At 40.9% G+C, this 15,503-nt stretch carries 13 protein-coding genes; 2 read left to right on the top strand and 11 right to left on the bottom strand.

Annotated elements, in window-relative coordinates:
• Window positions 1-444: 444 nt before the first annotated feature.
• The gene (locus tag ACFE90_RS26420) at window positions 445-1,761 is read left to right on the top strand and encodes an amino acid permease (RefSeq protein ID WP_375505398.1); all 1,317 of its coding nucleotides are present in this window, start codon (window positions 445-447) and stop codon (window positions 1,759-1,761) included.
• Window positions 1,762-1,834: 73 nt separating this feature from the next.
• The gene (locus ACFE90_RS26415) at window positions 1,835-2,380 is read left to right on the top strand and encodes an RNA 2'-phosphotransferase (RefSeq protein ID WP_375505397.1); all 546 of its coding nucleotides are present in this window, start codon (window positions 1,835-1,837) and stop codon (window positions 2,378-2,380) included.
• 251 nt (window positions 2,381-2,631) lie between these two features.
• Here ACFE90_RS26415 and ACFE90_RS26410 read toward each other — a convergent pair whose 3' ends face one another.
• The 11 genes from ACFE90_RS26410 to ACFE90_RS26360 all read right to left on the bottom strand — a co-directional run.
• Entirely contained in the window at window positions 2,632-3,420 is a 789-nt protein-coding gene (locus ACFE90_RS26410; protein WP_375505396.1) for an SDR family oxidoreductase, read from the bottom strand.
• Window positions 3,421-3,438: 18 nt separating this feature from the next.
• Entirely contained in the window at window positions 3,439-4,260 is an 822-nt protein-coding gene (locus ACFE90_RS26405) for an NADPH-dependent oxidoreductase (protein ID WP_375505395.1), read from the bottom strand.
• Between the two features lie 200 nt (window positions 4,261-4,460).
• A complete protein-coding gene (locus tag ACFE90_RS26400) occupies window positions 4,461-5,120 on the bottom strand; it encodes a DUF938 domain-containing protein (RefSeq protein ID WP_375505394.1) in 660 nt (219 codons plus the stop codon).
• 102 nt (window positions 5,121-5,222) lie between these two features.
• On the bottom strand, window positions 5,223-6,560 hold the full coding sequence (locus tag ACFE90_RS26395; RefSeq protein ID WP_375505393.1) for a calcium-binding protein: 1,338 nt from the start codon (window positions 6,558-6,560) through the stop codon (window positions 5,223-5,225).
• A gap of 208 nt (window positions 6,561-6,768) precedes the next feature.
• Window positions 6,769-7,374, bottom strand: a complete 606-nt coding sequence (locus tag ACFE90_RS26390) for a calcium-binding protein (RefSeq protein ID WP_375505392.1) — start codon at window positions 7,372-7,374, stop codon at window positions 6,769-6,771.
• 151 nt (window positions 7,375-7,525) lie between these two features.
• Complete coding sequence (locus tag ACFE90_RS26385) at window positions 7,526-8,575, bottom strand: calcium-binding protein (RefSeq protein ID WP_375505391.1); 1,050 nt, start codon at window positions 8,573-8,575, stop codon at window positions 7,526-7,528.
• Between the two features lie 266 nt (window positions 8,576-8,841).
• Window positions 8,842-9,273: a hypothetical protein gene (locus ACFE90_RS26380; protein WP_375505390.1), complete on the bottom strand. Its 432-nt coding sequence runs from the start codon at window positions 9,271-9,273 to the stop codon at window positions 8,842-8,844.
• A 614-nt stretch (window positions 9,274-9,887) separates the two neighbouring features.
• On the bottom strand, window positions 9,888-10,184 hold the full coding sequence (locus ACFE90_RS26375; RefSeq protein ID WP_375505389.1) for a hypothetical protein: 297 nt from the start codon (window positions 10,182-10,184) through the stop codon (window positions 9,888-9,890).
• A gap of 420 nt (window positions 10,185-10,604) precedes the next feature.
• Window positions 10,605-11,393 carry a peptidylprolyl isomerase gene (locus ACFE90_RS26370; RefSeq protein ID WP_375505388.1) on the bottom strand — a complete coding sequence of 263 codons (789 nt, stop codon included), beginning with the start codon at window positions 11,391-11,393 and terminating at the stop codon, window positions 10,605-10,607.
• A 173-nt stretch (window positions 11,394-11,566) separates the two neighbouring features.
• Complete coding sequence (locus ACFE90_RS26365; protein WP_375505387.1) at window positions 11,567-13,114, bottom strand: HlyD family efflux transporter periplasmic adaptor subunit; 1,548 nt, start codon at window positions 13,112-13,114, stop codon at window positions 11,567-11,569.
• Window positions 13,115-13,197: 83 nt separating this feature from the next.
• Window positions 13,198-15,503 (bottom strand): peptidase domain-containing ABC transporter (locus ACFE90_RS26360; RefSeq protein ID WP_375505386.1); only part of this gene is annotated, 2,306 nt, incomplete at its 5' end.

Here is a 15,503-nt window from a genome sequence, read left to right as displayed (position 1 = left end):
ACCAGCATAGGTTTCAACTCTTCTAGTAGTTTCGTAGGGTGCGTTATGGACACGCTGAAATAACAAATGCGTACGCCGAAATAACAAATGCGTACGCCGAAATAACAAATGCGTACGCCGAAATAATAAATGCGTATGCCATGATTGCAAGAATTTAGCTTTGTCACACCAGCGTAACCTACTGCAAATCTTTGCTAAATGAAGTTTTTCCGACTTGTGTGTACACCGTAGCCTTAGTGAGCAGGGGCAGCAGGGGCAGAAGAAACCTGATAGTTGCATTCGATACAGGAATTGAGTAATTTAATTTTTGGATGTCCGTGAATGGCTCACAGTCATCGCCGCCGTCTACCCAGAGGGTTATAAAACGAGATAGCTATCAGGGTTTTTAGAAAAAAATTTACATATGTTAATATTAACTTTTTGGTTTAAGTACGGATATTCAGTATGGCTCCGATAAAGACTGTTTTCCAAGATTCAGAGCAAGTCACTCGGTTGTTTTCTCATCTCGAATTTGATGGAAACAAACTTAATCATCAACCTGGTAGTGTATTAGGGAGTACTGCATTAATTGCGGGAACCACTGTTGGGGCTGGGATTCTCGCCTTACCAGCCGTTACTTTGCCGTCTGGGATTGTGCCATCCACTTCTGGATTGATTGCTGTTTGGCTCTACGCTTTAGTTTCAGGGTTACTGGTTGCAGAAGTGACCTTAAACACGATGCGAACAGAAGGGCATCCGAGTATGGGTTTTTTGGGAGTTGTTGAGAAGATCCTTGGAAAAGTGGGAGGACGACTTGCAGGGGGGGCATATTTATTCATGCACTATGCTCTCTTGGTGGCATACATCACTCAAGGCGGAGAGATTTTAGGATCTGCGGTAGCAAAAATTTGGAGTGTGCAGATATTGCCTACGTGGGTGGGTACAACGACTTTCACGCTTTTATTTGGTGGGATTATGTATCTTGGGCGGGAAAAGTTTATTGAGAAATTAAACAGCGCCTTTGTCGGAATTGTCATCGTTTCCTTTTTGGGACTATTGTTGTTAGCAGGAGGACACATTCAGAGTAGCCAACTGTTATTTCAGAACTGGAGTGCCCTTGGTAGTGCCATTTCAGTGATGTCTGTGGCGTTATTTTTCCAAAACGTTGTGCCAGTGATTGTGACGCAACTCGAAGGAGATGCCAGCAAAATTCGTCAGTCCATCTTTATTGGTTCTGTGATTCCTCTAATTATGTTCTTGGCGTGGAATGCCGTAATTTTAGGAAGCGTCAGTCCCGATATGCTACATGGCACATCTAACAGTAGAAGTGTTTTTGACCCACTGCAAATTCTCCGAGCAGGTAGTGCGGGGGAATGGTTAGGAATCCTATTATCTATTTTTTCAGAGTTTGCGATCGCTACATCATTCATTGGATTTGTGTACGGATTGCTGGATTTGCTCAAAGATATTTTCCTAATTGCACAGGGCAAACTTTCTAGTCGCCTACCCCTCTATTCGCTAGCTCTTTTCCCTCCAATGACTCTCGGAACCCTCAATCCCAGTATCTTTTTTACTGCCCTAGATTACACTGGAACATTTAGTATTTCAGTTTTAGGTGGAATTATTCCGGCATTAATGAGTTGGAAGCAACGTCAAGAACGAGAAAACTCAGATAGCATAAATCAATCACTCGTTCCTGGTGGGAAGGTGACACTGATTGTCATGGTTGGAGTGGCATTAGCCATGATAGGCAGACAAATTTTGTCAATTTACACAAAGTAAAACCATCAATGAAAATTGTAATGTAACATTAAAAATATATTTTTGTAGTATAATTTATGCCAACCACAATCTTATGAGTGATTCTCGCCTCGTCAAAATTAGCAAATATCTCAGCAAATATTTGCGACACACACCGGATGCAATTGGAATTAAACTTGCTCCCAGTGGTTGGGTTGCTATTGATGAACTACTTACTGCTTGTGCTAAAAACAAGTTTCCGATTACCCGTCAGGAGTTAGAGGCAGTAGTTGAATCCAACGATAAACAACGCTTTTCTTTTGATTCTACAGGTACTCTGATTCGTGCGAACCAAGGACATAGTATAAAAGTCGATTTACAATTAGAACCTGTTGTTCCCCCAGATGAGCTTTATCATGGCACGGGGCGTAAATCTGTAGAGTCAATTCTGCAAACAGGACTTTGCAAAATGTCACGACATCATGTCCATTTATCGAAGGATATTGCAACAGCAAAAACTGTTGGCGCAAGATATGGAAAACCAGTAATTTTTGCAGTACATACTGCGGCAATGCATCAGGCGGGTTACATCTTCTATTGTTCTGCTAATGGTGTTTGGTTAGTGGATCATGTCCCGCCTGAGTATCTACAAAAAATTTGAATTTTAATAGGTTATTAAGATTTATATGACTTTCCAAACAACCTCTAAGCATTCAGCAGCAATACCCAAACTGTTATATCATGTCCGGTAAAATATTTATCATTAAGACCGCAGGGGGCAGGGGGCAGGGAGCAGAGGGAAAGAGGCTTGTGGGATTTTTGCACAGATACGGTAATCATAAGTGATTCACCGGACTTGATATTAGAGGTCATTTGTAAAAGGTTCAGACAAAATTACTTTTGTCAAACTGCTCAAAATGTGCCCTGAATAGCTCCGCCATCTACTTGCAGCATGACTCCATTCACAAATGATGCAGCTGGTGAACTCAGAAATACTGCGACATTGGCAAACTCTTCTGGTGTCCCGATGCGACCTAAAGGAACTGCCGCATTAAGTTTAGCAATTTCTGCTTCTTTTGTTTCACCACTTTTAGCAATCCGCGCGTTGATTAATTCTTCTACCCGTTCTGTATATGTCCAGCCTGGTAAAATGCTGTTGACGCGAATTTTATCGCTACCCAGTTCTTGGCTGAGAGTTTTAGTTAAACCAATCACTGCTAATCTAATGGAATTAGACAACACCAGATTTTGGACTGGTTGTTTAGTTGAGGTTGAGGTGATGGTAAGAATCGCCGGTGCTGTAGATTGGCGTAAGTGAGGTAAAGCGGATTTTACCAAGCGGACTGTACTCAGCAAAGTCAAATTGATAGAAGTTTCCCAAGTTGCCAAATCGATATCATCAAAAGTGCCAGAAGGCGGGCCCCCGGCGTTGGTAACGAGGATATCCAACCCGCCGAATTTCTCTACTGTGGCATTAATAACCCGCTCAATATCTGCCTGACTGGTAACGTCTGCACGCAGAGATAGCACTTCTGTGCCTGTTTCGCTTGCAATCTCCGCAGCAGTTTTGTCAATAAACTCACTGCGAGCGCAGATGGCAACTTTTGCACCTTCATGGGCAAATTGCTTCGCTGTAGCTTTGCCCAAACCTTTACTAGCAGCAGTCACTAAGGCGACTTTACCACGGAGTTGCAAATCCATAATCTTGATTCTTCTTGTTTACAGCAATTTGAAGCCAAGATGATTGAGAACTTCCCGTAAGCGATCGCGTCCTCTGAGTGATTCTACGGTTGCGATCCTTTGGGCTGAGTGTTCTGACCAATCGCCAGGGATATTCATCTTTTGTTCAGTATAGAATTCTTTGATGATCTCGTTGTAGTGAGCGATCGCTTCTTCTTGATCTGCCAATTTATAAGTTTCGCGGTGCAGCACAGCTGATTGTGGCAATCGTGGCTTAATCGCTGCTTCTACCTCTAGATTCGGATAGCCTACACACAGCCCAAATACAGCATACACAGAGGAGGGCAAATTCAATATCTCTGCTACCTCTTGCGGATGGTTGCGGATTCCACCGATATATACTGTTCCTAAACCGAGTGACTCGGCTGCTACTGTTGCGTTTTGCGCCGCCAAAGCTGCATCAATTGTTGCCATCACAAACATTTCCAGGTATTCCAGGGCATCATGAGATATGCCGCGACTGTCAGCAACGTAATTTAGACGCGCTAAGTCTGCTAACCAAACCAAAAATAAAGGAACCTGCTTAATATGTGCTTGGTTCCCTGCTAGTTTAGATAACTCCTCTTTGCGTTCTTGATCTTCGACTGCTACCACACTCCAGGTTTGCAAATTAGAGGAAGTAGATGCAGATTGGGCGGCTGCAATTAGTAACTCCAGAGTTCCCGGTGGTAAAGGATCGGATAGATAAGACCGGATTGAACGGTGAGATAGTAGTGCTGTTAGAGAATCATTCCATTCAATTGCGGGATTGAAGGGAATTTCACCGTAGCGCGATCGCAGTAGTTCTGTAGGATTAGTCATAATCAATTTCAAAATTCACACTTCAAAAATTTTCAGTTCTTTTATAAGGATAGCTAACTGAAAACCCTTGAGGAACAGGCGCACAGCGTCGTATTCCGTACTTTTCCCTTTGGGAGCTATCCATACACACATCTTTCTTAACATGGCTGTAATTGACTAATCAGTTAATCGGGGGACGGCTATTCCTCCCACCCCTCTTGTTAAGATGAGATTCCCGCCGATTTTCGTTGAAACACTACTGAAAGATTATTAGCTGGCATTTGGTAAGTTTGTTTCAAGGTCAGATTTTGTGCGCTAGCTGCTGCTACAACATCATCCAAGTTACGTATACCCCACTCTGGGTTTTGGGCGCGTAAAAAGTTGTCAAAAGCTGCATTGCTCGGTGCTGTATGTTCTCCACCTTCTTTGAAGGGTCCATACAAATAGAGAATACCTCCTGCTTTTAAGATACGACCCGCCCCTGCCATTAGCCCCAGACAGGCTGACCAAGGTGAAATGTGAATCATATTGATGTTGACGATAGCGGTAATCGGCGAGCTATCCAGCCACTGGGTTACTGTCCCCTCCTCCACCGCCCAAACTGGTTCTCTAACATCAAGCTCAAGCGGTGGATAGATACTATTACATACATTGTGTTCAGTCCATGCAATAATGCTGGCTCTTCTTTGTGGATTTGTATCTGTTGGTAACCACATACAATCTCTGAGTCTGGGCGCAAAAAAGACTGCGTGTTCACCAGTACCACTGGCAATTTCCAAGATCGTGCCGCTCTTAGGCAATACTTGTAAAAGTACTTCTAGAATTGGTTCACGATTGCGCTCGGTTGCTGATGCGTATTCTCGTGCGTCTTGTAGTGTCATCCGTATCGTTTTTACATACCTGATTTCATCTTAGTGGCTATTGTCTAAAAACGTAAGGATTCAGGTATTACGAATTACACAAAGCGTTACTATGAAATTATTCTAATAAAATATGAGCGAATCAGAGTTAAACTGTTTAGAATTTACATTTGATAGCAGTAATGTTTCTTGAGTCTCTCCAGAATTAAAATTTAAAAGAAGGCCATCTTTAGTATCAGTTAGATTTCCTTGAGAAAACATCTCATGTAACCAACTATCAGCATTAATATCACCCCAACCCTTGAATTCAATCTTATCGATACCAATTTTAAAATCTTGAATCACATCAAACTCACTTTTCAAGAATTTATCGCTAACGTTGAAAAGATTATCAAGACCGATATTGATACCAATACCAACTAGTAAATCTTGAACAGCACCAAGCTCACTTGACAAGAAGCTTTCGCCACTAACGTTGAAAACAAATTTGTCATGGCCGTCGCCACCAACTAAAACATCATTCCCAGCATCACCAATTAGAACGTCATCACCCGAACCGCCATTTAGGCTATCATTGCCTTGGGCCCCATATAGGGTATCATTGCCTTGGCCGCCTTCGAGGATATCATCGCCTTTCCTTCCGTCCAGCTTGTCATCCCCTAAGCTGGTATAAATTTTATCTCCACTGTTAGTTCCTTTAAGATCATCTTTCCCAACCGTGCCATAAATAACATCTTTACCTAAATTGTTGATTAAAGTATCTCCTAAAAAAGTAATATTACTGGCATTTATTTGTACTATTGTTATGTTTGTGTCATGCTTAAAGGTTTTTTGATATCTACCAATGGCCTTTCCTGTAATGGAGTCCTTGCCATTATCGCCACCAATATCAGTAGTTTGTGGGCGAGTCTTAATAGTAACATTACTACTTTTGGAATATTCCAAATCAGCAATATGCTTAGAGGAAATTAACTTACCTTGGATACCGAAATAATCTAATACTTTAGGTTTATCAGGATTTGTGGTATCTAGTGCCAAAAAACTAATTTTCCCCTTGGCCTGGTTATATTCAATAGCAGAATTTTCAATTTCTTTAGCTGTTAGTGCTAAGTCTGCGAAAAAATCGAAAGAGAATTTTTTATTAGCAGCAATTTTAAAACTAGCAATTACTTGCATTTTATTCTTGGCACTTCCTGCGAAAGAACCATCTAATCCAATGCCACTAATGTCACTAAAGAACGAAGAAAAAGTCGGGTCAGTGTTAAAAACAGCTCCGGCTTGAACCGTAGCAATAGCAACACCACTGTCAATCAAAGTCTTTATCTGAGTTTTAGTCAAAGTTCCTGAGGGCTTTTGACTATAATTTGAGAAAGAAGCAACCCCTTTAGCGTTAGTAAAGTTAGGGTTGGGATTAGGAATTGGATTTACAATTGGCTGTAAAAATAGTGTTTCTGGTCGCATAATATTTTGCTGTTTATCCTGTTAAGTACTTTGTCTACAAAGATGTATGAGTGTATGCAACCCTACCTTGTAGAATTTTGGGTGTAGCGATCGCACAATCTCATAATTGCAGCAGTAATGTTTGTTATCCAGGGCGATCGCATCTAAATTATTCTTGACCACAAACAAGGTATTGTTAATTTTATCCTCTATTGATGATGAGCCATATCTATCTGGTCAGGTCAACGTTTGCTACAATCGCAATTAGGTTAGAACCGCTAGGAAGTTGGGCGAAAATCAAAGTATCAAGCTCAGTTATCTGAGATTTAGTTTCGAGTTTATAATTCACAGTTGGACTAAGTTGCAACTGATCAATACCCAATTCATAGCCCAAAATAGTAGCATAGTCCCTCTCGCCAGCAGATATATAATAAGAGCTATTCGCATCCCCAAGTACAAATACATCTTTCACGCCATCGGCAGAAATATCTGTGACGTCGCCCTGATTGTCAACCGCACCGCCACCTACTAACACATCTCTCTCAAATGATGTTCCTCTACCAGCGCTAAATGCATTCAGAGTGTCACTACCAGCACCCCCGACGAGAAAGTCCTCAAAGAATCCTTGAGGAGCAGATGGAGATCCGCTACGACCTCCAATCAGATTATCATTACCATCGCCCCCAAATATTACGTCACTACCCTGATCTCCATTGAGGGTGTCATTGCCAGCATTCCCAAAAAGCAAGTCATCACCAAGACCTCCATTAAGGCTATCGTTATTGCTATCCCCATTGAGGGTATCATCGGCGTTACTTCCTTGGAAAATTGCCATATTTTTTGTCTGACAAAGTTGTAAATTTTACTATTAACCTAAGTTGCTTAAATATTATTTATATTCTTGGTTCAAGCCTTGCGATCGCATAATAATCTTGACCACAAACAAGGTATTGTTAATTTTATGTTCTATTGAACATGACTTATATTTATCTTGTCAGGTCAACGTTTGCTACAATCGCAATGAGGTCATTACCGCTAGGAAGTTGGGCGAAAATAAAAGTATCAAGCTCACTTATCTGAGATTTAGTTTGAAGTTTATAAGTCACAGCCGGACTAAGTTGCAACTGATCGATACCCTTCTCAAAGCCCAAAATAGTAGCATAGTCCTTGTCGCCAGCAGCTGTATAAAAAGCGCCTTTCGCATCCCCAAGCACAAATACATCTTTCACGCCGTCGCCAGAAATATTTGTGACGTTGCCGCTTGTGTCAACTGCACCGCCGCCTACTAACACATCTCTTTCAAATAATTTTGCTGTCCCATCACCATCTGATGTTCCTCCACCAACGCCAAATCCATTCAGAGTGTCACTACCAGCACCCCCTACGAGAAAGTCCTCAAAGAATCCTTCCGGAGCATCAGGAGAGCCGCTAGGGCCTCCAAGCAGAATATCATCACCATCGCCCCCAAATATTACGTCACTACCCTGACCTCCATCGAGGGTGTCATTGCCAGCATCTCCAAAAACAAGGTCATCCCCTGCACTTCCAGAAAGATTATCATTTCCGAGTCCCCCATTAAGGGTATCGTTGCCCAGACTTCCAAGGAGCGTATCATTGCCACTATCCCCATTTAGCAAGTCATTACCAAGACTTCCACTCAGCTCATCATTACCGCTACCCCCATTTAGGGTATCGTCACCGAGGTTGCCAAACAATTTGTCATTCCCATTTCCCCCATTCAATAGGGAATTACCACTGATACCTGCATATATCTTGTCATTACCGCCTCCCCCGGTCAAAGTATCGTTACCACCAAGACCAAAAATCGTGTAACTCTTAGTATTAGTGTTTCCTTGTGGGACATTTAATCGATCGTTGCCGTTAGTTCCTTGTAAAATGCCACTCCGACTTCCAGATGTATTGTTATTAAGGCCTCTCCCGGTTAAGATATCGTTACTACGATTAAAAAGATTCGTGATTTTATCATTATTAATGTTTCCTATATCGTTGCTGTCACTTGTTTGTATAGATGCCATATTGTTTACCTCGCAAATTCTTAGTTGAAGTTGCCAATGTTTAGTGGGTAATCATCCAAAAGGATGTTTTAAAAGGGTAAACCAGAATCAAAATACCCTTAAAAAAGGTGGATTTAGGAGGATATAAAAGGTTTTAATCCCAATAAAAGGACTTTTAAAACATCCTTTTAGCTATTTTTGAGCAGTAGGTTCATTGCTAAATTATTGTTTTACCCAAAAATATTCGATTCGTAAAAACTGCCCTAAAAATAGACTAAATTAGACCCTCACAGGAAACTATCGACTATCGAATTTAAGCCTGTAAATCCAAAGTTGTCTAACAGGTTATTATTTGCTACTGTCCCAATTCCATCACCTAAAGGTGTATTAAAATCAGTAGTTACATTAGAAGGCCCAGAATAAGTTGTTGCTGTACCAAGAAATAAACTGCCATCAGCACCTCTGGTAAGTGTATCAGTGCCTAAGTTGCTGACGAAAGTACCGTTATTTTGATCTCCCGATAGCAAATCGTTCATGTTACTTGTAATGAAAGAATTAGTGGCTATCACGGTACTTCTATTCGATGTTGCTCCGCGTACAAAACCTTCTTCACTCGTATTGATTGTTAATCCTGTAGGGGAAGTAGTCCCGACTTTCATGTTACCGCCGGCACCCCTCCTAGTGAGGTAGGATAAAGCTGTGACAAAAATACTGCTCATTACATTTCCTCTTGATCCTGCTAGATATACAATATGAACTTGACCAAAAAGGCAGGGAGCAGGGGATAAAATGGTATGATTTGTCAGCAATAGAGGATTTCAGGGCAAATAAATTTATTTATGCTTAATCTTAATGTTAAATACTTATTTCAAGATGCATGGCACAAGAAATAATGCGTCTAAGCTTTCAGCAGCCCTAAATTTATTTATGGGGTTCTCTCCCAAGCTTTCTGCTCCTTGCCCTCTTTCCTGTTAATTTGACAGATACTTATGATATTAAAACTCAAGTGTGGCAGTTGTTAGATGCTGAACTTTGAAGGCGCTAGTTTACTTGACTTGACAATAGGCTTCCCACATCAACAAAGAGGGCGTTGAATAAAGCGGTAAGTCTTGCAGTTGTCTAATTAACTGTGTTAACATTGAATCGAATTTAGAAAACTGCTGAAAACTATTTTTATTTATAGTTTTCAGCAATTTTTCAACATCCAACAGTAGGTTGAGTAGAGTACAAGATAACCCAACAAAACAATTGCTATGGAGTGTTGGTTTTCATACTCACTTTAACCTGCTTTTCTTTTTAGGCTTAAGCTTAACTAATCCAGTTGGATCAAGTTTTACTTAACGGTAGCAGAAATAGCGTTAACAAAAGTCTCAGAGCGATAGTCTTCGGTTTGTACACCACCAATTACGCTGGTGAATGTTCTGTTACCAGTAGAATCAGCACTAACAACTAATTCAGCAGTGTTTCCTTGGATACCATTCAAGTTAGTGGTAACTGTCTTGGTGAAGCTTTCATTAACAACAGCTGTAACTCTCTTGTCTGCTGTGTAGACGTTAGCAATGTTAGTACCACGACCACCAAGAATTTCTTCAGAGGTATTTTCCAAGTAGTTTAGATCAGAAATAATCATTTGAGTTTCTCCTGAAAGTTGTAAGTTTTTGCAGAATATTTGGCGTTACAAACTTGTTTTTGTTAGCCACATAATTACTATAATTTATTTATCAAAAAAGTCAATACTATTTTGAAGGATATTTTATTAAAAAATATTAGTATTTATAATGCTTAAAACAACCATAAATAAATATTAATTAAAAACAAAAGCAGATACAAAAAATTAGACAGTAATTAAAATTTTTACTGCCAATTAAGGTTAATGGCGATTTATTTTAAGCTTTTAATCGCGCTAAAATAGAATTTAGCGAATGTATTTATCAAATAGAGAAAACGAAAACATATTAAACTTTGAATTGAATAACATTTTATAAAATATAGACATCTATCTTAAGTTAGAAATAATATTTAGCTACAAAAAGAATTGCAATTTTATCACCTATTTAGTTTTGGTGAATGACATATCTAGCAAATCCTCCTGCGAGCCGTCAGAGTCTATCTGAGTGACAATTCTCATCGCGTTGATTTGTTGCTTTAACCAATGAGAAAATGATTCTGTAATGATTTTTTGGCGCAATTGTTCATCTAATTGGGATTGAATAATTTCTTCCACCCAAATTAAATGCACTCCCTTGGGTGTCGTAATCGGTTTGAGGGCATTTGGCGGTACAGCAGCAAATACAGCTGCTGCAATTTCTGGGCGAAAATCTTTGCGGTATCGCAGTCCCTGATATCCATAAGCACGGCGGAGTTCTGGTTCTGGAATATATAAACGAGCAATTTCAGGAAAATTGATTTCGCCTTCTTCTAGAGCAAAAAAAAGCTCTAAAGCCAAGTCTCGATCCTCGAAGACGACTTCGTAGGTAACGGCGGCGATATAATCTAATTGGTGTTCATAAAAGTGCTTTTCGAGTTGATCAGAAAATAGATGATTTGCTAACTTCCCCGAAAGGATGTTGTTGTAGGCTAATTCTTCAAACTCATTCACAGACAGGTGGTGTTTTTCGAGCCATGTCCAGGTGTCTTTAGCTTTAACAAGCTTCTTAGCAAACCTTAAGCTATCTCCTTCTTGCTGTAGTTCTTCTGGTGTAACTGTAATTCCTAGCTCTTGAGCTGCTTCGGTAATGATGCTTTGCGATGCGATCGCCTCGACTACATCAGGTATCTGACAGGAGAGCTTGAGGCTGTGAATGATATCTGAACTAGAAATCCTCAGACTGTGGGGCATAACACGATATCTCCAATAATTAAGGGCATGGGGCATTGTAAGTTAGTTAGGAGTTATTTATTTTTTTATCTCCTTTGTCGTATTTCCTAATTCCAGTGCGTAGCTTGTCGCAGTTCTCTACAAGACGCTGCGCGAACGGCGCTGCTCAGTGAACACCGTAGGTATCGCTCTGACTAAATCTCTAAACCGCCTTTTTGCAGTTTCTTGAACGGATCTAAAACAAAATCAATCACCCGCCGTTGGCGAATGATGACTTCAGCATTTGCTGTCTGACCGGCACCTAATGGAATACGTTTGTTGCCATTTTCGACATACTGCTGATCTAAGGTGATTTCTAACTCATAGTTTTCGATGTTCCCTTGGGGTGTTTGGGTAATTTTCGAGTCAGGAGAGATCCAAGTAACTTTCCCTTGGACGATGCCATACTCTTGGAAGGGATAGGCATCAAACTTGACTTTAACTGGCATTCCTACCTTCAAAAAACCACTATCCTGATTAGGCATATTAGCTCTGAGTACGAAGTCTGCATTCTTGGGTGCGATTTGGGCAATCCTTTGACCGAGTTGTACTACTGCTCCCGGCTTCGTGGTGGGTAATTCAAAAATCACCCCATTAATCAGCGATCGCACCACTCGTTGCTCTATTTGAACTCTTATAGATATAATCTGGCTTTTAGTCTGAGCGACTTCTGATTGCACTGCTGTTATTTGCGTCTGTAGGTCTTTTAGCTGTTCCTGATTTTTCATTACAGCTAGTTTTCCGGCTTGCATCAAACTTTTATAGCTACTTTGTTCTTCTTGCAGTCGGAGTTTTGCTTGTTTGATATCAGACTCCAACGTATTGATAGTTACTTGATAACGATTTAGCTCTCCTGCTAACTGCAATTGTGCTTGTTTAATATCTGATATAGCCTTACTATAGAGTCGTTTGCTTTCTTGTTCTTCTTTTTTGAGTTCATCGACTTGAGTTGCAGAAACTGCACCATCCTGAACGAGTTTGCTAAAGCGTTGAACTTGCCTAGAATCTATACTCAAACGACTTTTAGCCGATTGCTGATCGTTGTGAGTCGTGTAAATCTGCTGTTGTGCTTGCTTAACTAATGCTTGCTTTTCTAACTTTTGGAGGTTATAGCTACTCAGTTTGGCATCCAGGTTTTGCTGCGCCTGGTTAACTTGAGCCATTTTTTCTAATTCTTGGGATTTATTTTGTTGCTCTAAGAGGCTAGTTGAAATTAGCAGTTGATTTTTGAGCAATTCCAGTTGCGATCGCCGATTTTGTAGCCCTTGCAATTTGCTCTGGACTTCTTGCAGTTCCGTTTGCAAAACATCAGACTCTAGTTCTACTAGAACTTGACCGGCTCTGACTGTATCTCCTTCTTTCACCATAACTGTTTTGACACTCCCACCAGCTTGAGCGTCTAATTTTTGAGTTGCGCCTTTAGGTTCTATACGCCCTCTAGCACTACCAGTTTCATCTACTTTCGAGAAAGTTGCCCAAGGTAAAAAAAGACCAGCAAAGGCTATGAGTACATACAACAAACCACGAGTCCAAATCTGAGGTAAAGCATTGAGCAATGCTTCAGTACCGTAGTACAAATCTTGACTGTTATTTTCTACCTCTGTCTGCTTGTTAAACTCTACAGATTCCTCTTGCTGTGTGTAACTTTGATACTTATCTGTCTGATCTTGAGGAAGCGGGGATGATCTATTGGGAGATGGCATAGTTTTAGTTCCGATAACAGTAGATAGGGAGTGGTGAAGTAGGGGGAGAAGAAATATTATTTATCAATGCCCAATGCCCAATTTCAACTAACTTGAGCCAGTTGTTGTTGATTCAGGTAGTAATAATGACCTTTTTTAGCGATTAACTCGTCGTGAGTACCGCTTTCTACCAAAACGCCTTGATCTAAAACCAGAATCAAGTCAGCGTTGCGGACTGTAGAGAGGCGATGGGCAATGATTACACTTGTGCGTCCTTGAAGAATTGTTTTGAGGTTGTTTTGAATAATTCGTTCTGATTCAGAATCTAGGTGGCTGGTGGCTTCATCAAACAGTAATAACCGAGGATTTCCGAGCAAAGCACGAGCGATCGCTAGGCGTTGGCGTTGTCCACCAGAAAGCATACCGCCGCCTTCACCAATTTCGGATTCGTAACCCATCGGTAGTTTTTGAATAAATTCATCGGCTCCAGCGTATTTCGCTGCTTGGATAGTTTCTTCTAAAGAGGCATTTGGATGAGCGATCGCAATGTTTTCTCGAATAGTCCCACCAAAGAGAAAGGTATCTTGGTCTACAACGCCGATTTGAGAACGGAGCGATCGCAAAGAAATACTAGTGATGTCACGACCATCAATGAGTACTTTGCCATCTGTTGGTGGATATAGACCTAAAATCAATTTACTCAGGGTTGTTTTTCCAGAACCACTGCGCCCCACAACTGCAACCATCTGTTCCGGCTGGATTTCAAAGTTAAGATTTTCTAAAACGTTAGTCTCACTTTCTGAGTGATAGCGAAAGGTGACATTATGAAAGCTAATGTGACCGCGTAGCTTACCCAACGCCTTCCGGGGTTTAGTTTCTAAGTTTTCTTCTGGTTCCGCCTCCAACACATCATTTATGCGTTCGGTGGAAATCACGATTTCTTGCAATTGATTCCACAGCATAGATAGCCGTTGGAAAGGACTCAAGACATTACCCACCAACATATTGAAAGCAACTAATTGTCCAATGGTCAGTTCGCCATTAATTACCTGGGTTGCTCCATACCACAGCAATGCAGTATTCACAAAAGTTTGGATAATGCCACTGATAATTTGCAGCTGATTACCAATTATTTGAGCATTAAAGCCTTTTTTGACCAAATCATTCAGCAGTTCCTCCCAACGCCAGCGCACAGTCTGTTCAATTGACAATGAGCGGACGGTACGAATTCCGCTAAGGGATTCTATGAGATAGCTTTGTTCTTTAGCGCCTGCATTAAAAACTTCTCTGGAGATGCGGCGCAAAATACTTGTGCTAGCCAGCGCCAAGATAAAAAATGGCGGTATAGTACATAGCACGAATAATGACATCCGCCAGCTATAAGAGAACATTAAAGCCAGATAAACCACCAATGTCAGCATATCCAACAAGATGGAGAGTGTTTGACCAATAAGGAATTGCTGAATTTTCTGGTTTTCTTGGATGCGTGAGACTATATCCCCAACAAAACGCGACTCAAAATAAGAAAGGGGCAAGCGGAAGGTATGTTTGATAAAACCTACGAGTAGGGAGATACTAACGCGGTTAGCAGTATGAAATAGAAGATATTGCCGTACAGCGTTGACAGCCACACCAAATAACCCAAAAATAATCATCCCCAAACCAATAGCGTTTAGGGTTGTAACGCTACGTTGCACAAGTACTCTATCGAGCAACAACTGAGTGAATACTGGCGTTACCAGTCCAAATAATTGAATTAATACCGAAGCTATAAAGATTTCTAATAGTGTCCGATAGTGAGGTTTGATTAACTCAAAAAATTTCCAGAAGCTTGTACTTTCGTTTTTAGTATTTTCTAATAAAGCTGTAGGTTGCAGTAACAATGCATAACCACTCCAACCTGCTTGAAATTCAGCTTTTGTCAGGCTGCGTTGACCAAGAGCCGGATCACATACAATCACCCGCTTTTTGCTGATTTCATAGACAACGATGAAGTGTTTGCCTTCCCAATGCACAATTGCAGGTAAAGGTTGTTCTGCTAATTTATCAAGAGTGGCTTTCACCGGACGGGTGGCAAAACCCAGGTTTTCTGCTGCTGCTGCCATAGCCTTTAGAGATGCACCACTGCGGTTGACGTTGGTCATATCCCGCAGGCGATTGATACTAAAATGCTTCCCCCAATAGTTACCAATCATTACCAAGCAAGCAGAGCCACAATCAGCAGCGCTTTGTTGGGCATAGAAAGGATAGCTCTTAGTCAGATGTCTCCACCAATACCCCACTTGTACCTTCGGACTGGGAAAGTAAAAACTTGCTTTTTTTGGTTGTTGTTGTGACTGCTGATCTCGTTGGGGAAAAGGAATGATTTTGGATTTTGAAGATGGGAAAATTTTTTCCTCACTCCCCACTC

Origin of the sequence: uncultured Nostoc sp. (assembly GCF_964245445.1) — a bacterium.
Lineage (GTDB): Bacteria > Cyanobacteriota > Cyanobacteriia > Cyanobacteriales > Nostocaceae > Nostoc.
Note: the sequence above shows the minus strand (reverse complement) of the source record. Positions and strands in the feature narration are given on the sequence as shown.